Origin of the sequence: Solitalea koreensis, from assembly GCF_900182575.1 — a bacterium.
Taxonomy (GTDB): domain Bacteria; phylum Bacteroidota; class Bacteroidia; order Sphingobacteriales; family Sphingobacteriaceae; genus Solitalea; species Solitalea koreensis.
Window position 1 is genome coordinate 14,344 of record NZ_FXSZ01000009.1, and the last position, 21,233, is coordinate 35,576.

Below are 21,233 nucleotides of genomic sequence, written 5' to 3' on the forward strand. Positions count from 1 at the left end.
TCATTCCAAAAATTTAACCGAAAGCTTTTAATGCAAAATCTGCCAAACCAGTTCCTTCATCAGTTCGCTGTCATCTGTATTGCCGGTACTTCCTACCCCTTTTGATTTCAAATCGGCTTGACGTAATAAACTGATAATGTGAACAACTTTATTGAGAGGATAATTCCTTGCAGCTTCTTCATAATCTCCTACAAAAAACGGATTCACACCCAATGCTGACGCTACAGCAGGCTTAGAGCGATCTTTCAGAAAATGATAGGTAAAAATTTTAATAAAATATCCGGCTAAGGTAGCAAGTACAACAACCGCAGGGTTTTCTTTTTTATTGGCTGCAAAATAATTGATAATCCGGTTGGCCTTTAACACATCCCGTTTACCTAAGGCATTTTGTAATTCAAAAACATTGTATTCTTTACTAATACCAATATTGGCTTCAATTTCCTTTGCGCCGATTGATCCTCCCTTAGGGATATTAATCAGAAGCTTATCGAGTTCATTTGCAATTTTGGAAAGATCGGTGCCTAAGTACTCCGTTAACAAAGCAACAGCTTTGGGATCAATTTTGGCCCCTTTTTCTGCAATATATTCATTAATCCACGCTGGAACCTGATTATCGTATAATTTTTTTGATTCAAATAGAACTCCAACCTTATCAATGTTTTTGAACAGCTTCAACCGACCGTCTATTTTTCCGTGTTTATAGCAAAACACCAAAATAGTTGAGCGCAAAGGATTATCAACATACGCCGCAAAGGGGTCACCATCTTTATCGGCCTTACCAAACTTAATATTCTGTGCTTCCTTTACCATTACCACTTGAACATCCGACATCATTGGATAACGTTTGGCATTGTTCATAATGGTGATCATGTCAGTATCTTTACCATATAGAACGGTTTGGTTAAAACCTTTTTCAGCATCACTGAGTATATTGTTCTCAATATAGTTGCCTATCAAATCGATATAATAATCTTCCTCTCCGTGTAAAAAATAAATAGGACGATATTTCTTGGATTTTAGTTCTTTTAATAACTCAGCTGCGGTCATGCCGTAAAAATAGAAAGTTTCAAAGATTGTTGAAGCTTATTCAAAAAATTACCTTTGTGCAATGAGTCAATTACCGGCACTGAACCTTCCACCCTATCCTTTCCAGCTTAAAGAAGTAGCAGGCAAACTGTTTATTTTTGATGAACTGAGAAAAAAGCACTTAGTATTAACTCCTGAAGAATGGGTTCGTCAGCATTTTGTACAGTATTTAATCAATGAAAAAAACTACCCAAAAGGATTGATTAATATTGAAGGAGGATTAAAAGTAAATGAGCTCCAAAAGCGTTCAGATATTTTGGTTTACAATAATGAAGGAATCAAAACTTTATTGGTAGAATGTAAAGCCAACTCTGTAAAACTCTCCCAAAAAGCATTCGATCAACTTGCTCGATATAATAGCACCTATAAAGCTTCCATTATAGTGCTTACCAATGGTTTACAACATTTCTGTTGCGAAATTGATCATGAATTGAAATCGTATACGTTTTTAAATGAAGTACCCGAATATTCCAGAATAAAAAGGTGTTAAAATCAAACGCTTAAAACTTTTCCTTCTTCATCTATTCTTCATTTTCGTTTTAGAAATTAGTACTATCAAAAACAAAACGATATGAAAAAGTTATTAATGATTGCTGCAGTTATTGGACTAGGTACCACATTAAGCTTTGCTCAAACTGTACCTCCTGCAACGCCTGCTAAAAAACCAGCAAATACAGCCACTACTACTGATGCTAAATCAAAAAAAGCAGCTACAGAAAAAGCAACCACAGCTAAGCAGCAAACTGCTCAAACAAGTAATACTGTAACTTCAGCAAAAGCAGACGCACCAAAAGCTACAACGGAAAAAAAGAAAACAGAGTCAACGGCGAAAGCAGCTACCCATACTCAAGAAAAAGCTAGTGCAGCTCCGGTGAAAAAAGATGGTACTCCTGATATGCGCTACAAAGCAAATCAGACAAAAGCTGCCGGACCTACTAAAAAAGATGGAACTCCTGATATGCGTTACAAAGCAAACAATAAAGACGCTGGTAAAAAGAACAATTAAACAAGACTTTTATTTTGGTTAGGTTGAAGTCGAAAGGTCGCTATCGAAAGATAGTGGCCTTTGTTATCATTTTACACCCCCTATTAACGAAAAAGAGTTCTTGCCAACGGAACTTTCTTTAGAACTTCCTTGTCAGCTTATAACTTATTTTGGATTTAGAATAAATTATTTGACGATTCCTATCCAACATAATCAAGCGCCTAGGATCTCTGCTTAATTTTACAAAATACCGCTCATGCCCCGGTTGGTTATAATTAAGTACATACAGTGCAGCATCAATATCTTTTCCATAACCAAACTCAATCGTATACTTTCCGGTTGAAATAATGGGTTTATTATCATTTCGGCCTATATAGACAACTTCCATTTCATAAGCATTGGTTGTATCAACATAAAATGTAATCTTAGTTTTGATTCCTTCGCAATCAGCGCATGGCAGTATTCCCTCATAAACTTCTGTCTGAATTTTCCTTTCAAGGGAATCAACTTTCGGTACTACATCAATGATTTCACTACCCTCAGATTTTTCAGCAGCTATTTCTTTCTTTTGATTTAATTGACAACTAACTAACAAAGCAAAAGCAGAGATCAGAATTAATAATTTCATAAGAGAATGAATATCCATGAATTTACATAAAAAAACCGCGTAAGAAAAATTCGCTAACAAGCATTAAGAAGGACCTTTAAATAGATTCCATAAAAAAGCCCTTAAAGCATAATGATCTTTAAGGGCTTAAAACTATTTCTAAAAAGATTAAACTAAAGTTGCAAGGCTATCTTCTAATGCTTTTATTTTTGACTCAGCATCAGCCTTTTTATTACGTTCATTCTGAATAATTTCAGGTTTTGCATTCGAAACAAAACGTTCATTACTCAATTTTGCATCAACAGATTTTAAAAACCCTTTCAAATAATCCAGTTCTTTGGTAATACGTTCACGTTCAGCATCAACATCAATATTTGAACCCAAATCGACAAAGAACTCATCCGTTCCAACCATAAAACCTACACCGGTCGTTTTATCATTTACAAAAGCGATTTCAGGTGTATTAGCCAACTTTGAAATCAAATTAGTGTAAGCTTGATAATGAATATCAGCATTTGATTTTATAGCTAAAGGCAGTGCTTCTTTCGGGCTAATTTGTTTCGAATTACGAATGTTGCGTACATTAGAAATTATACTCAACACAGCATCCATTTCCTTTAAGCATTTTGCATCAAAAGGAACCGATTTTGGAAAAGGAGCAACGATTATACAATCTTTCTCGGTTCTTTCGGTGAGTTCATGCCATAACTCTTCGGTTAAGAATGGCATAAATGGATGCAATAACTTCAACAAACGTTCAAAAATAGTAATAGTCGCTTCGTAAGTCTGCCTGTCGATTGGCTCCCCGAATGTTGGCTTGATCATTTCCAAATACCAGGCACAGAAGTCATCCCAAACCAATTTATACGTACTCATCAAAGCATCACTCAAACGTAAACCGTTATAATGTTCTTCGATCTCAGTTAAAGCAGCGTTGAATTTATTTTCGAACCAAGCAATGGCTATTTCATTCGTATCATTGCCTCCCGCTTTCACCTCCCAGCCTTGAATCAGGCGGAATGCATTCCAGATTTTATTAGCAAAGTTTCTTCCTTGTTCACAATATCCTTCATCAAACATAAGGTCGTTACCCGCAGGCGAACTGAAAAGCATACCCACACGTACACCATCTGCACCGTATTGCTCAATCAAATCCAAAGGATCAGGTGAGTTACCCAATGATTTCGACATTTTACGGCCGATTTTATCACGCACAATACCTGTTAAGTAAACATTTTTAAACGGAATTTCTCCGCGGAATTCTTTACCGGCCATGATCATACGTGCAACCCAGAAGAAAAGAATCTCAGGTGCCGTTACTAAATCATTGGTCGGGTAATAGTAGTTCAAATCAGCGTTTACCTCACTTTGGGTATTACCAAAAACTGTAGGATCAAATACTGAAATTGGCCATAACCATGAGGAGAACCAGGTATCAACCACGTCCTCATCCTGATTTAAATCATTAATGGTAAGTTGCTGATTGCCGCTTTGTGCTTTTGCCTGCACAAGTGCTTCTTCAGCAGTTTTAGCTACAACAAAATCACCGCTAGGAGTGTACCAAGCCGGAATACGTTGGCCCCACCATAACTGACGAGAAATACACCAATCTTTAACATTCTCCATCCAGTGGCGATACGTATTCATGAACTTATCAGGAACCAATCGAACTTCCCCGTTTAACACTACGTCAAGCGCAGGTTTACTCAATTCACTCATTTTGCAGAACCACTGTAATGAAAGCTTAGGCTCAATTACCGCATCAGTCCGCTCCGAGAAACCAACCTGACTTTTATAATCTTCAACCTTATCTAACTGACCAGCTTCTTCTAAAAGCTTGGCTATTTTTTTACGGGCAATGAAACGATCTTCTCCAATTAAGACTTCTGCCTTTTCGTTTAAAGTTCCGTCGTCATTCAGAATATCAATAACCGGAAGCTTATGTTTTACCCCAAGTTCATAATCGTTCAAATCATGAGCCGGTGTTACTTTTAAGCAACCTGTTCCAAATTCCATGGTTACGTATTCGTCCATAATAATCGGAATCTCACGATTGATCAATGGTACAATTACCTTTTTTCCATGAAGATGCAAGAAGCGTTCATCATCCGGGTGAATACATACTGCAGTATCGGCCATAATGGTTTCAGGGCGCGTAGTAGCAATCATTACATAATCATCTTCTCCCGAAACCTTATACTTGATATAATATAATTTCTGATTAACTTCTTTACGAATTACTTCTTCGTCAGAAACAGCCGTTTTTCCTTGTGGATCCCAGTTTACCATACGAACGCCGCGGTAAACCCATCCTTTTTTATACAGATGAACAAAGGTGTCAATTACGGCTTCTGAAAGTGCCGGATCCATAGTAAATCGAGTACGATCCCAGTCGCATGAAGCACCTAATTTCTTTAATTGTTCCAGAATAATCCCGCCGTACTTTTCTTTCCATTCCCAAGCATATTTCAAAAATTCCTCACGACTTAAATCCCGTTTTGCAATGCCTTTTTCTTTAAGCATGGCAACTACTTTTGCTTCGGTAGCAATTGAAGCATGGTCGGTTCCTGGTACCCAACAGGCATTTTTGCCTTGCATACGCGCACGACGGACCAGTACATCCTGAATAGTATTGTTCAACATGTGACCCATGTGTAAAACTCCGGTAACATTTGGCGGTGGAATTACCACTGTATAAGGTTCACGTTCATCAGGTACTGATCTGAAAAATTTCTGCTCCAGCCAGTAGCTGTACCATTTGTCTTCTGTTTCGCGAGGATTGTACGTTTTTGATATCATAATATGATTTTACCGATGCTTCTAAAACGACAACACCGATTTTTTAAAAAGCCAATAATTGGTCGCAAAAATAGGGAAAATTGACCTTAAGCTCGAATCTTCCGGCTGAAATAATGTAGTTTTACAAACTATTAGAGAAGATGAGCAAATTTAGTCCTGTACAATTATTACCTACCGCCGACGGTAGCAACACCCTTTACCACCAAGTGTATAAACAAACCTATCACTCCGTAAATGGTGCTCATCAGGAAGCAAAACACGTTTTCCTAGATACCGGATTAAAACATTTACTATCAATTGATTCCAAAACAGAGGTTTCAATCATTGAAATTGGGTTTGGCACAGGCTTGAACTTCTTGGTTACCGCTGAGTTTTGTATACAGGAAGAAATTAAGCTCAATTATAAGGGTATAGAAGCTTTTCCTGTTCCTTCAAAAATAATTGCAGAAAGTGGCTATGAGGAGTGCTTAAAAAACAAAAATCTCTGGAAAAGCTATATCGATAATTATGATCAATTGATTAAAGGCGATACCAGCATTCAAATAAATCCTTTGATTTCCCTTTCCATGGAGAGAAAACCAGTATTAGAGACACCATCTTCTCCACTATTTGACATTATTTATTACGACGCCTTTGCTCCCACCACTCAACCTGAAATGTGGAATACAGAAACCATTTCACACGTAGTAAAATTCTTAAAACCCGGAGGCATGTTTGTAACCTATAGCATTACAGGAAATTTAAAAAGAATTTTAGTTACACTCGGATTCACTATCGAAAAACCCAAAGGCGCTGCAGGGAAACGAGAAATGTTAAGAGCAATTTTGAAGGCTAATGAGATTTAAACCTATCTAGTTTCATCACCCCTTCATTGATTGCAAAATACAAACAGATCAATATTTAATTTTGCTAAAATCACATACTTTTAATATTTTTTTTGAATTAATTTCAATAAATGTAAATTAGTGATATTATGTCACGGCATTTAAAGAACTATTAATTATGGAAAACATACAATTCGAAGAAAATCACCACACCTTAGCCCCAAACTTAATTATCGAACTTGATTTAGTATTTATGAACGGCAAGTACTACCCTCGCGGAAAAGGCATTGAAAATCAAAATTCAGGTGGTCGCATTCGCATTGCAAATCCTGAAGAGTAGTCTTCAACATTTAGCTATCGTTCAATATTGCCGGGCACTATCATTGAATACTTTTATGAAATGAATGGCAGAATAGTTTAGTTTTGTAATTAATATTCATTCATCTCTCATTCATTTTTTATGCTCGACAATCGTAAAGAATCTGCAAATCTGCCCCAAGAAGCTTTCCAACGTTTATTAACCATTATGGATGATCTGCGTGCAAATTGCCCGTGGGACATGAAACAAACAATGGAAACCTTACGCCATTTGACCATAGAAGAAACTTACGAACTTTCTGATTCCATTCTGGAGAAGGATATGCAAGAAATCAAAAAAGAAATCGGCGATATCATGCTTCATCTTGTTTTCTATTCAAAAATCGCTTCAGAAACGAATGATTTTGATATTACCGATGTATTAAACGGCATTTGTGATAAGTTGATCAACCGTCACCCTCACATTTATGGTGATGTTATTGTTCATAATGAAGAAGAGGTGAAGCGCAATTGGGAACAACTCAAATTAAAAGAGGGAAATAAATCCGTTTTGGAAGGAGTTCCTGTTTCATTGCCTGCCTTAGTCAAGGCATCCCGCATACAAGAAAAAGCACGTGGGGTTGGATTTGATTGGGAAGAAAAACAACAGGTTTGGGAAAAGGTAGAAGAAGAAATGGCTGAATTTCGCCAGGAATTCAATGAAGACAAACCGATTGATAAAGAAAAAGCAGAAGGTGAATTCGGGGATTTACTGTTTTCATTAATTAATTACGGCCGTTTTTTGGATATCAATGCTGAAGATGCGCTGGAAAAAACCAATAAAAAATTCATCAAACGTTTTCAATACCTGGAGCAAAAGTCTAAAGAAATAGGCAAGAACTTGAAAGATATGACATTGGCTGAAATGGATATTTTCTGGAATGAAGCAAAATCCTTATAACATTTTTTATTTAACCATTAAAAGCCCCTACTTTCGCCCATCTACTTACAAATTGACAGTTATCCCAAATGGAATTGATATTTAATGGATATTCTATAGTTTTATTAATATCAGGCTTATTCACTTTATTTATCGCTCGCTTAATTTTTAAAAAATTAGGCAGTGTGGTAAGATGGTTTTCGCTACTCATGCTTCTTATTGCAATATGGGCAATTACATATAGCTTTGAACTAAGTTGCCGCACTCTGCCTGATATGCTCTTTTGGATAAACTTTGAGTACATTGGAATTGCCTTGCTACCTGCAACCTGGATTATTTTTATCATTCATTTTATAGGAAAAGAGAATTGGTTAAATAAGACCATCATAGCGCTTATTTATTTAATTCCGATTATAACAATAGGCATGGTTTGGACCAACTCTTTGCATCACCTACATTATACCTTAGTTGGCATTGATACTATGCATGATTTTCCGCTCCTGAGCATTGAGTTTGGCATTTGGTATCGAATTTTTACAGTTTACTTTTATATCTTGCTTGCTTTGGGCGGTTATTTATTGATTCGTACGTTTAAACAGGCGGATACAATTTATAAGAAGCAAAACAGCAGTATTTTATTAGGAGCGCTTATTCCCTGGATGTTTAATTTATTTTATATGTTAGGCATTCGTCCGTTAGAACATATTGACTTAACTCCTTTTGCTTTTATTATTACGGGACTATTGATCAGCCTAGGTCTGATGCAATATCGATTATTCGATTTAATTCCGATTGGCAGAGAAAAAGTTATCAATTCCATGCATGATGGGTTCCTAATACTTGACCACCAAGACCGTGTGATAGATTATAACAAAAACATCCTTCACTTTTTATCGCATTCTGCATCATCTACCATCATCGGTATTACACTAGCTGAGCTTTTTAAAACACAAAACCAATTACTGGAAACTGTTCAGAAACGTATCAACGGTAATGTGGAAATTCAGATAAGAACCAATAGCCGAACTTCTTATTTTGATATTGCGGTTACCTCATTATTTAAAAAAAATACCATTTATAGTGGAGTAGTTTTAATTTTCAGAGACATTACCGAGCTAAAAAATGATGCTATTCAATTAAAGAACCAATCAGAACAGCTTTCCGACCTAAATCAATTGAAAGACCGTATTTTCACCATTATTTCTCACGATTTACGAACGCCATTTAATCAGCTCCACACTGCTTTAAATATGACGTTAAAAGGGATGCTAAGCAAACAGGAATTGAGCGTACTTTTGCCCGAGCTAGCTGAATGCGTAAAACAAACTTCCGGTATTTTAGACAATCTATTATCTTGGTCTAAAACCCAAATGAACGGAGAGTTAACCGAGGCTAGGACACTAAACCTTCTTGTTCTTGCTAAAACAGAGATGGAACTCCTTTTACCAGGAGCCAAAGAAAAAAACATTGCATTTAAGTGTAAAATCGAGCCGAGTATATATGTTTTCGCCGACAAAGAAATGATCAAACTCATTTTTCGCAACCTGATCAACAATGCAATAAAGTTTAGTAACCAAGGCGATACTATTACCATTTATGCGACTCCTAAAGACAATTTTGTAGAAATCTGCATTGAAGACTCGGGAACCGGAATGCGCCCTGAAACCTTAAGCAACCTTTTTAGTGCCAAAACCTTTTCCACTCCAGGAACGCACAATGAACAAGGAACCGGACTTGGATTATTATTCTGCAAAGATTTTGTGGAAAAGAATAATGGCAAAATTTGGGCGGATAGCAGCAGGTTACAAGGTAGCCGCTTTTATTTTACACTTCCAGAAGCTAGTATGTTGTCAATTAAGCATGATTCACAAGTTCATGCCTAAACTATTTTAATAAAATAGATGTTAAAGTTCTTGTGACAATTACAGAACGGCTTCAGGAGGAAGAATAAATCCTATTGAAGCAGTCGAATTATGCAGCGAGAATCTGTAACTGATCTAAAAATATTGGCAGTTTAAAATTCTTCTTCGCACAATCTTTCAGTTTCCTTTAGGAAGCTTTGGAAGGTAAAGTGCTATCTTTGCAACAGCGTATTAAAACTTTCCCTCCTACGCCTCATATACTTATACTTACCAGCATGATAGAAATCGGAAAAGAAAACGAACTCACATTTATAAATAAGACCAATGCAGGACTTTATCTAAGCGATGGAATAGACGAAGTGCTATTACCTTATATTCATGTTCCTGATGGTTTGCAAGTAGGCGATAGCTTAAGTGTTTTTGTATACCTGGATAATGAAAACAAGCCAATTGCTACAACTCAAAAACCTTTAGCTTATGTTGGTCAGTTCGCATATTTAACGGTTATTGATGCAAATGAGCATGGGGCATTCTTGGATCTGGGAATTGCCAAAGATATTTTTGTACCCTACATGGAGCAAAGAGTGCCAATGGAAATTGATGAACAATATATTGTTTATCTATATTTAGATGAGCTTAGCGGTAGAATTGTAGCATCTTCCAAAATTGGAGGTTTTCTTCAAGTTTCTGATTTTGACGTTAATCAAGGCGATGAAGTACAATTATTAATAACCGAAGAAACTGATCTTGGTTACAATGCCATTATCAATAACAAGTACATAGGCTTATTATATCACAATGAACTGTTTGAACCTTTGCAACCTGGTGACGTAAAAAAAGGATTTATCAAACAAATCAGAGAGGATAATAAAATTGATTTAAGCCTTCAGCGTATTGGATTTAGTCATATCTTAGATTTGAAGACCATTCTTTTAGAAAAACTCGAAAAGAATCAGGGTAAACTTAATCTGGGGGATAAAAGTTCGCCTGATGAAATATACAAACAACTTAAAATCAGCAAGAAGGCCTTTAAAAAATCAATCGGCGGTTTGTATAAAGAGCGTCTGATTGAAATTGACGATGAAGAAATTAGATTAATTCCTAAATCTGAATAATTAAAGTGTTGACCTACTGAGCAGAAGCAAGGGTTCCTGACTCTGTAGGTCAACTACCGTTTATTGATATAGATATATAAATCTTCCACTTTTTTACGCGCCCAAGGTGTTCGTCTCAAAAACGTTAAGCTCGATTTGATACTGGGATTATTATTAAAGCAATCGATATTTATTTTGTGGCCTAATTCCTCCCAGCCATAGTATTCAACCAAATGAGTCACAATCATTTCAAGGGTTTTTCCATGCAATGGATTATTCGCTTGCTCTGCCATACTTAGTATTTTTAAATCTGTGTAAATTGTTTGGGATAAAGTTCGACAATACACTTCTCCTTTTGAAAAGAACTAAAACTACTTAAAGCGAATTGCTTTTATAGGAGTAATGCGGGCCACCAACATTGATGGCACTATCAACATTAGCAAACACACAATTAAAGTCCCGATGTTAAGCAATAAGATGGTAAAAAAAGAAATCTCGATCGGGACAAATTTCATGTAATAGGATTGCTGATCAAGTGTAATGATTTTGAATTTATCTTGAAGAAAGCAAAAACCTAAACCTAAGATATTTCCAATCACCATACCCCTAAGAATTAAATAGGTCCCGTTGTATAAAAATATTCTTCGAACACTAAGACTTGTTGCTCCCAGAGCTTTTAATATGCCAATCATATTTGTTCTTTCAAGAATCAATATGAGTAAGGCCGAAATCATATTGATACCAGCTACTATCAGCATCAGCACCAAAATTACTTCAGCGTTCATATCAAGTAACGATAACCAATCAAAAATAGCCGGATATCGTTCAGGAGCGGAGTAAGCCGTAAGATTATCTCCGATGTTATTAAATACAAAATTTGATATCGTATCGAGCTTATCATAACTTTTCAACGATAACTCATAGCCTCCTACTTCATTCGCATTCCAATTGTTCAAGCGTTGTATGGTTTTTATATCGCCAATTACAAACATTTTATCAAGTTCTTCAATTCCTAAATCAAAAATTCCGGCAATTCGAAACTTACGCATACGTAAGGGCTCTTGGATGAAATACATCAGCACCTGATCATTCAATTTCAACTTAAGCTTACCGGCCGTATATTTTGATATCAATACCTCATTAAGCGAACTATCAGAATTAAGCTTTAAAACATTGCCGGCAACCATTTTATTCCTAAAAAAACGCCAATCAAAATCAGTCCCTACTCCTTTTAATACAACCCCTTCTATATCACCATTAGCAGATATTATCCCTGTTTTAGTTGCAAACGCCTGAATATGCTTAATATCAGGATTGTTCTTTAATAAACGATAGGCCTGCGGTTTGAGCGTTACAGCGGTATTTTCCAGCGATGTATTCAAATCATATTTCACCACTTGTATAGCCCCGGAAAAACCAATGATTTTGTCACGTATCTCCGCTTTAAAACCAGTAACAATGGCGAAAGAGGTGATCATCACCGCCAATCCGAGAGCAATACCAGTAATGGCAATGGCGACAATCATTTTTGAAAAGCTGCGCTGAGCTCCTGAAGAAATTCGTTTGGCGATGAATAATTCGATGTTCAATATTAGGTATGTTTTATCCTGTAAAAATAGGAAGCAAGATGATATAGTTGCTAAAGATTTAAAAGATAATGTAAAACCCTCATAAAATGAAATTCAGCAACATGCATTAAAAGTACCTGACGGGTTTCTTGACGGTTAAAAAAAACAAATTATTTTCAGAAAAAAAATAGTTTAGTTTGTATGTATATTATTGGCTGAAGGTAGTTTAACTGACACTACGAATTAACTATTGACTAACAATGAACAAGCTCCTTATTAGCATAATTACCTTTTTCACTATTGGCATTCATATAAGTCGTGCGCAATTAACGATCCCTTTATCTAAAGGAATGCCTCCTGTAGTTGTAGGTGCTGCACAAACTAATGAATACCTGCCAAAGCTCAAAGGCAAAACTATAGCCATTGTGGTAAATCAAACTTCTATGATTGGCAACATACATTTGGTGGACAGCCTGCTGCATTTAGGAATAAACATCAAAACAGTGTTCGCTCCTGAACATGGATTTCGCGGCGATGCTGATGCCGGAGAAAAAGTGGATAATTCAGTGGATGCTAAAACCCATCTTCCTATAGTTTCTTTATATGGCAAACATTATAAACCTTACCCTGAAGATTTAAAAGGTGTGGATATAGTTATCTTTGACATACAGGATGTAGGAGTCCGGTTTTATACATACATCAGCACTTTACATTATTTAATGGAGGCTTGTGCTGAAAACAACGTAGATGTTATGGTATTTGACCGGCCTAATCCGAATGGATTTTATGTTGACGGACCCATTCTCGATCCTAAATTCAAATCATTTGTTGGAATGCACCCGGTTCCGATTGTTCATGGCCTGACCATTGGCGAATATGCTCAAATGATCAATGGTGAAAAATGGTTAAAGGATGGCATTCAATGCAAGCTGAGTGTAATTAGTATGAAAAACTGGGATCATTCTAAAACCTATATTTTACCCATTAAACCCTCGCCTAATTTACCTAACAACCAGGCTGTTTTATTATATCCTTCCATTTGCCTTTTTGAAGGAACAGAAATAAGTTTAGCACGCGGCACCAGCTTTCCATTTCAAGCGATAGGTGCTCCGGCACTGAAAGACCAACCGTTCAGTTTTACTCCTGTAAGCATTCAGGGAATGAGTAAAAACCCGCCTCATGAAAATCAGGAATGTCACGGTGTTGATCTTCGTAACTTTGATACTTACTTTTTCAAAAAACAACGCAAATTGAATTTAAAATGGCTCTTAAACATGTACAAAATATATCCTGATAAAGAAAAGTTCTTTCTTCCTACCTTATTCTTTGATAAACTGGCCGGCAGCGATCAGTTGCGCAAACAGCTTATTGCAGGAAAATCCGAGTCGGAAATACGAGCTAGTTGGGAACCGGGTTTGAGTAATTTCAAGAAGATGAGAACGCGCTATTTGCTATATCGTGATTACTAAGATCAGCTTTTAAACTAAAAAAGACTATTTGATCAAATGCGCTGTGGTAGCATTTAAATTTATCTTCTTGTGAAGTTAGTCTACTTACTTTCTTCTAAATTTGTCGCACATTTTTAACATGCAAACCTTAGTATGAAAATAATCTTCATGGGCACGCCTGATTTTGCGGTGGCTTCTCTTAATATACTTGTAGAAAATGGCTATGAAATAGCAGGCGTAATAACAGCACCCGATAAACCGGCTGGCCGGGGGCAGCAACTATCACAATCGGCAGTGAAGAAATATGCCGTTGAACATAACTTAAAGGTGCTTCAACCTGAAAAGTTAAAGAATCCGGAATTTCTCTCCGAGCTAAAAAGCTTAGATGCTGATTTATTCATCGTTGTTGCTTTTCGGATGTTACCGGAAGTAGTTTGGAACATGCCTGCATTGGGAACTTTTAACCTGCACGGCTCATTATTACCGCAGTATCGTGGCGCCGCTCCAATTAACTGGGCGGTGATCAATGGCGAAAAAGAAACCGGAGTTTCTACTTTTTTCCTTCAACATGACATTGACACCGGAAACATTATTTTCAATGCCAAAACAGAAATAAACGATGAGGATTCAGCAGGAAGCATACACGATCGTTTGATGCTAATTGGAGCTGATTTAGTACTTAAAACAGTGCAAGCGATCCAAAACAATGAAGTTCATGCAGTTCCTCAAGAGCAAGTTATCGCCAATTTGGGACTTAATGGCACTGATCTTCGCCATGCTCCAAAGATTTTCAAAGATGACTGTAAAATCAACTGGAACCAACCTACTGAAACAATCTTTAATCATATTCGAGGACTGAGTCCCTACCCTACCGCTTTTACTGAACTAAATGGATTGACTCTGAAATTATTCAAAACAGAAAAAGAAATTAATTCTCATACACAAAGCCCCGGTTCTTTTCTATCGGATGGAAAAAAATACCTGAAATTTGCCACCCAAAACGGATTTATTAATGTATTGGACCTCCAGTTACAGGGCAAGAAACGAATGAGTGTAGAAGAGTTTCTTAGAGGATATCGACTGTAGTAATAATAAGGTTTTAGGTTTTAGGTTTGAAACTTCAACCTAGATCCTAAAACCTTTAACCTAATTATTTGCTCCTTATATTCTGAATTGAAATTTGCTCCAAACCGTTTGGAGCGTCTTTGCATGTAACACGTTGCCCGGTTGTTTGATATTGAACATACACAACCATGTTATTAACCTGATATTTTGAATCAAGACTAACGGGAGAATAAGTGGCTCCATTGATATCAATAACATAACCACAGCCGTTATTGGGATCCGAACCCGTCGGGCTGGTAAATCGAATTACGCCTTGTGTGTATCCTGGAATATCATTGTTATTGTTGCATGAGAAAAAGAGCATTGCAAAACTTAGCAACAAAAGAAAAGATTTAATTTTTTTCATATCGATGGTCATCTTTAAGAGTGTGAGACTAATTATTACTTAAGATCGAAAATCAAGCCAATAAAAGCAAAAAAAGCATCCTCCTGATTTACTTTCAGATACCTTATTTTCTAGGAAATAAATTAAACCTTCCTCATTTTTTTTCTAAACAATTTGAGTAAAACCTTTCACAAAACAGTGCTTCAAGTTCCCGACACTTTTGCAGCTTATTTGATTAGGTTTGTGCTCATAATGTGATTAAAAATAGTATTCAGATTTGGGCAATAGGGTATATTTGGAATAGATAAATAGCTAATGGTTAGAAAAAGAATTAAACGTGGATTAAGAGTTTCAAGATACATCATTTACAAAGAAACCTTAGTTGATTACAGAGAACATATTTGGTCATTTATTGGCGCTTTTATCGGCATCGGCATAATTGCATTTATCCAAAGTCTTTCATTAGCTAAACTCGAAAATGTTTTTCTAATCGGTTCATTTGGCGCATCGAGCGTGTTAGTGTATGGTGCAATTCAAAGTCCGCTGGCTCAACCCCGTAATTTAATTGGCGGACATTTCGTTTCTGCATTGGTTGGGGTTACGGTGTGTCATATTCTGCCCGATATTATATGGTTAACGGCATCTACTGCTGTGGCCGTTTCGATTGTAGCCATGCAAATTACCAAAACCATGCACCCTCCGGGTGGCGCTACTGCATTGATTGCTGTTACCGGTTCAGAAAAAATTAAAGCTTTGGGTTATATATATGTTTTATCACCCGTTTTAACAGGCTGCTTAATTCTTCTGACGGTTGCTTTGATTTTCAACAACATGACTTCTCACAGAAAATACCCAACAAACAAGCGGTTCACCAATTCGCTTAAACGGATAATCACGAGAAGAAGAACAGTGCGCAGCCCAAACAGTATTAAATGAGCACCTAGTTTTTTTAAAAAAATGATCATACAACAGCTCACCATTTATACAGGTCGGCTTAAAGAACAGATAGAATTCTATCAACATCTTCTTGGTCTGTCTTTAATGGCTAAAACTGAAACTTCGGCTGAATTTAAAATTGGTCACACTATCCTAATGTTACTCGAAAACAGTTCGGCTACTCCTTATCATTTTGCAATCAATATACCGGCAAACAAAGATGAAGAGGCTTTAAAATGGTTAAAACAACGTGTAAAAATTTTGGCGGATAACGGTCATGATCTTATCGATTTTAAAAGTTGGAATGCTAAAGCCATGTATTTTTATGATTCGGATAAGAATATTGTAGAGTTAATAGCCAGAAAAAATTTAAAAACCGAAATGAATGAGCCCTTCAATCAAACTCATTTTTTAGGAATTAGCGAAATAGGGCTATCAGTTCAAAATATAGAAGAAACCTATTTGGCGATCAAAGCAATTAAAGAATTGAGCATTTATGACGGGAATTTTGACAAATTCTGTGCAGTTGGTGATGAACAGGGGTTATTTATTATTATTGATCAAAACAAAAAAGGCTGGTTCCCTACAAATGATTTTGCCAATACATCGAACTTCAAAATAAGTGGAGATATTAACCTGGAATTCCAGAACGGACAGATAAAACGTTATTAATGATTTTATTTATATATTTCGCAGATAAGATTATGGCAAAAAATAAAACCATCCAAACATTGAACAGTGTTCCCGACTTTATTAATACGGTTTCGAATGAAATAAAACGCAATGATTGCTTTCGACTATTGAAATTATAAAAAATCAAACTCAGCTTGAACCAAAAATGTGGGGTTCCAGCATTGTTGGCTTTGGAAATTATCATTATAAATACAACAGCGGACACGAAGGAGACGCTCCGCTGATCGGATTTTCACCCCGAAAAGATGCGTTAACTTTATACCTTTCTCCCATATTTGAAAAGAAAGTAGAATTATTGCAGCAATTGGGAAAGCATAAAACAGGCAAAGGCTGTATCTACCTAAAAAACCTTGAAGACATTAATATTGAGGTACTAAAAGAAATGATTACATCATCAGTAAACCACATTAAAAGTCATTATCAAGCCTAGCTAAAAAAGGTTTTAATTATTTTGCTCCATCAAAAATTACAACACAAACCTATTCAACATGGCTACCAGCATTTTTGAAAAATCATTGAAATAACGTTTTTCATGGTAACCTACCACCCATTGAATACCGCGAGTGGCATTGGTCATAAAAATTTCATCAGCATCGAACAGTGCTTCCGGTTTAATTTTCACTTCATGTATCTTTAAACTGGTATGCTGAGCCATCTTAAAAATCACATTACGCATTACACCAGCGACGCAGCCTTCCGTTAGAGCCGGAGTATAGAGTTCACCGTTCTTAACTAAAAACAAATTAGAGGAGGTTCCTTCCACCAAATAGCCTTCATCGTTCATTAAAAGGCACTCGTCCGCTTTGATTTCATTTTTATAGATCGCAGCTAATACGTAAAGAAGGCTATTACTGCTTTTTATCCAAGAAAGGGTACTGCAATTTTTCTTGACATCCTTGAAAACATCGATAATCAAACCCTTTCTGTTTAATTCATAAGGCCCCTCTTCCAGTTTATGCATCTCAATTAAAAAGCCGGCCTCGTTCGTTACAGGCGTATACAAACCTGCTCCTTCACGAAAAACAGATACACGGATACGAGCATGATCGAATATTTTATTGCTTTTAGCGAGTTGATGCACTTGCTCAATTACAAACTCAGCCGTAAACTGGTGATAATTACTCATTCGCAAAGTTTTCATCCCTGTCTGTAATCGTTCTGCATGCAAATCAAGAAACTTGAGCTCTCCGGAAGACATACGAACCGATTCGAATAAACCATCACCATAACGAAAGGCGCGGTTTGAAGAAGTTAATACGGGTTCCTGTTCAGGTATAATTTGTCCGTTAAAATTTATAAAATGATTGTGCATTATTCGTTAAATGGTGAAGAATCGAGAACTAATTAGTACTTTTTTTATTTTTTTGGTCAGTTTGACCGGAGTCGAAACCATTAACACTTCGACAAAGCTCAGCCTGACACTGAACTCCCTATTCAATTTCATGTTTTAAATAATGTCTCCATTTATCCAAAGCACGTTGAAAATCATCAGGAAGATCTTTTTCGAAATGAATAAATTCACGATTTGTAGGATGTATAAATCCTAAGCTTTTAGCGTGCAGGGCTTGACGAGGCAGCAGTTCAAAGCAATTATCAACGAACTGTTTGTATTTATTAAATACAGTTCCCTTCAAAATTTTATCTCCCCCATACGTTGCATCGTTAAACAGCGGATGGCCAATATGTTGCATATGCGCCCGAATTTGATGCGTTCTGCCCGTTTCTAGCTCACACTCAATTAAGGTTACATAACCTAAGCGTTCCAATACTTTATAATGGGTAACCGACCATTTTCCACGTTCTTCAGAATCAAAAACATCCTGTACACGACGATCTTTTAAGCTGCGTCCGATGTAACCGGTTACAGTTCCATCTTCTGTAAGATCACCCCAAACTAGAGCAACATATTTACGAGCTATTGTATGATCAAAAAACTGACGAGCCAACCAACTCATTGAGCGTTCATTCTTTGAAATAACCAATAGCCCCGAAGTATCCTTGTCAATTCGGTGCACCAAACCCGGTCGGCCATCGTTTCCAGGCATAGTTGGCAGCTGCTGGAAATGATACACCAATGCATTTACTAAAGTGCCTGTATAATTATTGAATCCTGGATGAACAACCATTCCCGGAGCTTTATTCACGATCAACACATCATCGTCTTCAAAAACAATATCTAACGGAATATTTTCAGGATAAACTTCAGTATCACGAGGAGGGTGCGGCAATACGATGGAAATTACATCCAAAGGCTTAACTTTATAACTGGCCTTGATGGTTTTCTCATTCACCAACACATTATCCGCTTCAATAGCATTCTGAATACGGTTACGCGTAGCATTTTGCATGCGCTGCATCAGAAACCTATCGATTCGTAAGGGCGATTGACCTTTATCAACCACTATTCGAAAATGCTCAAACAAATCGCCTGTACCCTCTGGCTCATTAAATTCTTCTTCGTTATTATCTTCGTATGCTAACATCGGCGCAAAGATAACCGTATACAAGGTAATGAAGAAGAATGATTTGCTTTAACCTTGAAATGTTAATAATTTACTAACCATCATATTATTCAACCTCTTTATATTCGCAAAAAAACAGTCTTATGAAAAAAAATTACACTAAAATTCTCTTTTCCTTATTAATCGTATGCGGCAGTTTCGGAGTATCGCAAGCTCAACAAGAAATTGTAAATATTGTTAAGGCTCAAGATGATGCATCAAAACTAGCGCAAGCATACCTTAGTCCTTTTTTTAAAGGTTTCGGTATTGGTTTAAACAACGGTTGGTTTCAAACGGCCAAAACCCATGGCTTATTTCGTTTTGACATTACTGTTAACCCAAGCTTTGGTTATGTACCAAGCAATGATCGCGCATTCGATGTAAATAAACTAGGCTTAACGTTTAACAACATTAAACTGGCCGATAATACCAAATCTATCTCCCCTACTTTTGCCGGAAATAGCGAAGATGGCCCTAAAATGTTTATCACGGATGATAATGGCAAGGAACTTCAAAGCTTTAATCTTCCGCAAGGAATAGGTTTTCATTATGTGCCCACTCCAATGGCTCAGGTAACCGTGGGGTTGATTAAAGGAACGGATGTTTCCCTAAGATTGATTCCCAAAGTAAATTTAGGTTCAGATGCAGGAACCGTTGATATGTTTGGCTTGGCCCTAAAACATAACATTAAACAGTGGATACCAGGTATTAAAATGCTCCCTTTTGACATGAGTGTAATGGCCGGATTCACTAATTTAAACTACAGTCTTCCATTTAATTTAACGCCTGATGCAGGTAGCCAACCGAAATCAGAAGCCTTTGATGCTGCTACTGCTAACCAACATTTACAAGTTAAAATGCATGGTTTTACAGCCAATGCCCTTATTTCGAAGAAAATTTCAGTACTAACGGTTTATGGAGGGCTTGGTTATGAAAGTACCAAATCAGACGTAGGCTTGTATGGCAAATACCCTGTTACCACTTCAGCTACCTTTGTGGGCCCTGTTCCAACGCAAGCGTATTACGAAATCGTAAATAATCCGGTTGTATTTAGCAATCACGATATTGACGGAGTAAAAGCAACTGCCGGTTTCCGATTAAAACTAGCATTCTTTACTTTGCATGCAGATGGAACCTTATCGAAATATCCAACAGTTAATACAGGTATCGGATTTAACTTTGATTGGAAATAGTCATTAAATAATTTTCTTTTCAGAAAGCCTTTCCATTGGAAGAGGCTTTCTTATTTTTATCCATGCTTTATTTTCCAATTCATAGCCCGGTTGAAGAAATTAAACATGAACTTTTTGAGAAAAAAAAAGTGCATGTTTTCATTAAACGCGATGATTTAATTCATCCTTTTATTTCGGGTAACAAATGGAGAAAACTTAAATACATCCTAGCTGATGCGCGTAGTCTCGATAAAAATCACATTGTAACCTTTGGTGGGGCTTTTTCTAACCATTTGCTTGCCACGGCCTGCGCCGGAGCCAAATTTGGCTTTAAAACCACCGGAATTGTGAGAGGAGAAAAACACGACAGGCTGAACAACACGCTGTTTCTTTGTGAACAATTCGGCATGGACTTACAGTACGTTGATCGCGAGGAATACAGGAGGAAAGAAGAAATTTTTGAAGCGATTTTCGGCAATGATGATCAGGCCTATTTTATTCCTGAAGGTGGTTCTTCAACACTTGCCATGCCCGGTTGCGGAGAATTAGTTGAAGAATTAGGAGAGACATTCGACCATATCTTTCTTGCCTGCGGCACCGGAGCCACCATGGCCGGCATTACTCAATCCGTTCATACTAAAAAATTAAAAACTTTAGTGGAAGGCATTGCAGTATTAAAAGGAGCTGATTTTCTGGAAAATGATATCCGAAAACTAATAGGTTCTGATCCGCGCTTTAAATTACACACCAACTACCATGAAGGCGGTTATGCTAAAGTTAACGCTGAATATCTGGAATGGCTCAAAAACTTCAATGCATCGGGTTTGCTGCTCGATCATGTGTATACCGGCAAAATGATGCGGGCTGTTTTTGATCTTATAGAGCATGACTATTTTAAATCGGGAGCTAAAATTTTAACCATTCATACCGGAGGTTTGATCGGATTCTTAGGTTTGAATCAACGCTAAATA

The 21,233-nt window shown here is 36.9% G+C and carries 23 protein-coding genes; 14 read left to right on the plus strand and 9 right to left on the minus strand.

The annotated features are described in order from the left end of the window. Positions 1–27: 27 nt before the first annotated feature. Positions 28–1,047 (minus strand): DNA polymerase III subunit delta, encoded by a 1,020-nt coding sequence (holA, locus tag FN756_RS12325; protein ID WP_142604417.1) that lies wholly within the window; start codon positions 1,045–1,047, stop codon positions 28–30. Positions 1,048–1,108: 61 nt separating this feature from the next. Between holA and FN756_RS12330 the strand changes: the two genes are divergently transcribed. Beyond that, positions 1,109–1,576, plus strand: a complete 468-nt coding sequence (locus FN756_RS12330; RefSeq protein ID WP_142604418.1) for a type I restriction enzyme HsdR N-terminal domain-containing protein — start codon at positions 1,109–1,111, stop codon at positions 1,574–1,576. Between the two features lie 81 nt (positions 1,577–1,657). Further along, the gene (locus tag FN756_RS12335) at positions 1,658–2,092 is read left to right on the plus strand and encodes a hypothetical protein (RefSeq protein WP_142604419.1); all 435 of its coding nucleotides are present in this window, start codon (positions 1,658–1,660) and stop codon (positions 2,090–2,092) included. A 118-nt stretch (positions 2,093–2,210) separates the two neighbouring features. Here FN756_RS12335 and FN756_RS12340 read toward each other — a convergent pair whose 3' ends face one another. Continuing rightward, positions 2,211–2,699 (minus strand): copper resistance protein NlpE, encoded by a 489-nt coding sequence (locus tag FN756_RS12340; protein ID WP_185955274.1) that lies wholly within the window; start codon positions 2,697–2,699, stop codon positions 2,211–2,213. A gap of 147 nt (positions 2,700–2,846) precedes the next feature. Further along, the gene (locus tag FN756_RS12345; RefSeq protein WP_142604421.1) at positions 2,847–5,480 is read right to left on the minus strand and encodes a valine--tRNA ligase; all 2,634 of its coding nucleotides are present in this window, start codon (positions 5,478–5,480) and stop codon (positions 2,847–2,849) included. Between the two features lie 137 nt (positions 5,481–5,617). Here FN756_RS12345 and mnmD point away from each other — a divergent pair, with 137 nt between their 5' ends. The 3 genes from mnmD (at position 5,618) to mazG (ending at position 7,559) form a co-directional block, all read left to right on the plus strand. Beyond that, on the plus strand, positions 5,618–6,322 hold the full coding sequence (mnmD, locus tag FN756_RS12350; protein WP_142604422.1) for a tRNA (5-methylaminomethyl-2-thiouridine)(34)-methyltransferase MnmD: 705 nt from the start codon (positions 5,618–5,620) through the stop codon (positions 6,320–6,322). A 157-nt stretch (positions 6,323–6,479) separates the two neighbouring features. Continuing rightward, positions 6,480–6,641 (plus strand): hypothetical protein, encoded by a 162-nt coding sequence (locus tag FN756_RS14510; RefSeq protein ID WP_185955275.1) that lies wholly within the window; start codon positions 6,480–6,482, stop codon positions 6,639–6,641. A 120-nt stretch (positions 6,642–6,761) separates the two neighbouring features. Then, complete coding sequence (gene mazG, locus FN756_RS12355) at positions 6,762–7,559, plus strand: nucleoside triphosphate pyrophosphohydrolase (RefSeq protein ID WP_142604423.1); 798 nt, start codon at positions 6,762–6,764, stop codon at positions 7,557–7,559. A 10-nt stretch (positions 7,560–7,569) separates the two neighbouring features. On the opposite strand, the gene FN756_RS14655 is transcribed toward mazG, so the two are convergent. Then, entirely contained in the window at positions 7,570–7,749 is a 180-nt protein-coding gene (locus FN756_RS14655) for a hypothetical protein (RefSeq protein ID WP_246085473.1), read from the minus strand. Here FN756_RS14655 and FN756_RS12360 point away from each other — a divergent pair. Both FN756_RS12360 and FN756_RS12365 read left to right on the plus strand, forming a co-directional pair. Then, complete coding sequence (locus FN756_RS12360; RefSeq protein WP_246085472.1) at positions 7,703–9,421, plus strand: sensor histidine kinase; 1,719 nt, start codon at positions 7,703–7,705, stop codon at positions 9,419–9,421. The two genes, FN756_RS14655 and FN756_RS12360, sit on opposite strands and share 47 nt — an antisense overlap. Before the next feature lie 254 nt (positions 9,422–9,675). Beyond that, positions 9,676–10,515 carry a CvfB family protein gene (locus FN756_RS12365; RefSeq protein WP_142604425.1) on the plus strand — a complete coding sequence of 280 codons (840 nt, stop codon included), beginning with the start codon at positions 9,676–9,678 and terminating at the stop codon, positions 10,513–10,515. 53 nt (positions 10,516–10,568) lie between these two features. Here the strand turns inward: FN756_RS12365 and FN756_RS12370 are convergent, their stop codons facing one another. Next, a complete protein-coding gene (locus FN756_RS12370) occupies positions 10,569–10,787 on the minus strand; it encodes a VF530 family protein (protein WP_142604426.1) in 219 nt (72 codons plus the stop codon). Positions 10,788–10,865: 78 nt separating this feature from the next. Then, complete coding sequence (locus FN756_RS12375) at positions 10,866–12,083, minus strand: ABC transporter permease (protein ID WP_142604427.1); 1,218 nt, start codon at positions 12,081–12,083, stop codon at positions 10,866–10,868. 239 nt (positions 12,084–12,322) lie between these two features. Here FN756_RS12375 and FN756_RS12380 point away from each other — a divergent pair, with 239 nt between their 5' ends. Together FN756_RS12380 and fmt are read left to right on the plus strand one after the other, a co-directional pair. Next, complete coding sequence (locus FN756_RS12380; protein ID WP_142604428.1) at positions 12,323–13,531, plus strand: exo-beta-N-acetylmuramidase NamZ family protein; 1,209 nt, start codon at positions 12,323–12,325, stop codon at positions 13,529–13,531. A gap of 132 nt (positions 13,532–13,663) precedes the next feature. Further along, positions 13,664–14,596, plus strand: coding sequence for a methionyl-tRNA formyltransferase (gene fmt / locus FN756_RS12385; RefSeq protein ID WP_142604429.1), 933 nt, complete (start codon positions 13,664–13,666; stop codon positions 14,594–14,596). 64 nt (positions 14,597–14,660) lie between these two features. Here fmt and FN756_RS12390 read toward each other — a convergent pair whose 3' ends face one another. Beyond that, positions 14,661–14,981, minus strand: coding sequence for a hypothetical protein (locus tag FN756_RS12390; RefSeq protein ID WP_142604430.1), 321 nt, complete (start codon positions 14,979–14,981; stop codon positions 14,661–14,663). 294 nt (positions 14,982–15,275) lie between these two features. Here FN756_RS12390 and FN756_RS12395 point away from each other — a divergent pair, with 294 nt between their 5' ends. The 3 genes from FN756_RS12395 to FN756_RS12405 all read left to right on the plus strand — a co-directional run bounded on the left by FN756_RS12395 (position 15,276) and on the right by FN756_RS12405 (position 17,019). Beyond that, entirely contained in the window at positions 15,276–15,896 is a 621-nt protein-coding gene (locus FN756_RS12395; RefSeq protein ID WP_142604431.1) for an HPP family protein, read from the plus strand. 21 nt (positions 15,897–15,917) lie between these two features. Next, positions 15,918–16,568 (plus strand): VOC family protein, encoded by a 651-nt coding sequence (locus tag FN756_RS12400; RefSeq protein ID WP_142604432.1) that lies wholly within the window; start codon positions 15,918–15,920, stop codon positions 16,566–16,568. 115 nt (positions 16,569–16,683) lie between these two features. Then, positions 16,684–17,019 carry a DUF1801 domain-containing protein gene (locus FN756_RS12405; protein ID WP_221929058.1) on the plus strand — a complete coding sequence of 112 codons (336 nt, stop codon included), beginning with the start codon at positions 16,684–16,686 and terminating at the stop codon, positions 17,017–17,019. Positions 17,020–17,055: 36 nt separating this feature from the next. On the opposite strand, the gene FN756_RS12410 is transcribed toward FN756_RS12405, so the two are convergent. After that, entirely contained in the window at positions 17,056–17,901 is an 846-nt protein-coding gene (locus FN756_RS12410; RefSeq protein WP_142604433.1) for an aminotransferase class IV, read from the minus strand. Positions 17,902–18,019: 118 nt separating this feature from the next. Next, on the minus strand, positions 18,020–19,072 hold the full coding sequence (locus tag FN756_RS12415) for an RluA family pseudouridine synthase (RefSeq protein ID WP_142604434.1): 1,053 nt from the start codon (positions 19,070–19,072) through the stop codon (positions 18,020–18,022). A gap of 122 nt (positions 19,073–19,194) precedes the next feature. Here FN756_RS12415 and FN756_RS12420 point away from each other — a divergent pair, with 122 nt between their 5' ends. Further along, on the plus strand, positions 19,195–20,283 hold the full coding sequence (locus FN756_RS12420) for a DUF6588 family protein (protein ID WP_142604435.1): 1,089 nt from the start codon (positions 19,195–19,197) through the stop codon (positions 20,281–20,283). A 62-nt stretch (positions 20,284–20,345) separates the two neighbouring features. Then, positions 20,346–21,230 (plus strand): 1-aminocyclopropane-1-carboxylate deaminase/D-cysteine desulfhydrase, encoded by an 885-nt coding sequence (locus tag FN756_RS12425; RefSeq protein WP_142604436.1) that lies wholly within the window; start codon positions 20,346–20,348, stop codon positions 21,228–21,230. Positions 21,231–21,233 lie beyond the last annotated feature (3 nt).

Coding starts and splice junctions, on each gene's coding strand:
- FN756_RS12330 (WP_142604418.1), top strand. CDS start 1,109: ATGAGTCAATTACCGGCACTGAACCTTCCACCCTATCCTTTCCAGCTT.
- mnmD (WP_142604422.1), top strand. CDS start 5,618: ATGAGCAAATTTAGTCCTGTACAATTATTACCTACCGCCGACGGTAGC.
- FN756_RS12390 (WP_142604430.1), bottom strand. CDS start 14,981: ATGAAAAAAATTAAATCTTTTCTTTTGTTGCTAAGTTTTGCAATGCTC.
- FN756_RS12335 (WP_142604419.1), top strand. CDS start 1,658: ATGAAAAAGTTATTAATGATTGCTGCAGTTATTGGACTAGGTACCACA.
- fmt (WP_142604429.1), top strand. CDS start 13,664: ATGAAAATAATCTTCATGGGCACGCCTGATTTTGCGGTGGCTTCTCTT.
- FN756_RS12415 (WP_142604434.1), bottom strand. CDS start 19,072: ATGTTAGCATACGAAGATAATAACGAAGAAGAATTTAATGAGCCAGAG.
- FN756_RS12400 (WP_142604432.1), top strand. CDS start 15,918: ATGATCATACAACAGCTCACCATTTATACAGGTCGGCTTAAAGAACAG.
- FN756_RS12370 (WP_142604426.1), bottom strand. CDS start 10,787: ATGGCAGAGCAAGCGAATAATCCATTGCATGGAAAAACCCTTGAAATG.
- FN756_RS12410 (WP_142604433.1), bottom strand. CDS start 17,901: ATGCACAATCATTTTATAAATTTTAACGGACAAATTATACCTGAACAG.
- FN756_RS12380 (WP_142604428.1), top strand. CDS start 12,323: ATGAACAAGCTCCTTATTAGCATAATTACCTTTTTCACTATTGGCATT.
- FN756_RS14510 (WP_185955275.1), top strand. CDS start 6,480: ATGGAAAACATACAATTCGAAGAAAATCACCACACCTTAGCCCCAAAC.
- FN756_RS12365 (WP_142604425.1), top strand. CDS start 9,676: ATGATAGAAATCGGAAAAGAAAACGAACTCACATTTATAAATAAGACC.
- FN756_RS14655 (WP_246085473.1), bottom strand. CDS start 7,749: ATGAGTAGCGAAAACCATCTTACCACACTGCCTAATTTTTTAAAAATT.
- FN756_RS12425 (WP_142604436.1), top strand. CDS start 20,346: ATGCTTTATTTTCCAATTCATAGCCCGGTTGAAGAAATTAAACATGAA.
- FN756_RS12395 (WP_142604431.1), top strand. CDS start 15,276: ATGGTTAGAAAAAGAATTAAACGTGGATTAAGAGTTTCAAGATACATC.
- holA (WP_142604417.1), bottom strand. CDS start 1,047: ATGACCGCAGCTGAGTTATTAAAAGAACTAAAATCCAAGAAATATCGT.
- FN756_RS12420 (WP_142604435.1), top strand. CDS start 19,195: ATGAAAAAAAATTACACTAAAATTCTCTTTTCCTTATTAATCGTATGC.
- FN756_RS12340 (WP_185955274.1), bottom strand. CDS start 2,699: ATGAAATTATTAATTCTGATCTCTGCTTTTGCTTTGTTAGTTAGTTGT.
- mazG (WP_142604423.1), top strand. CDS start 6,762: ATGCTCGACAATCGTAAAGAATCTGCAAATCTGCCCCAAGAAGCTTTC.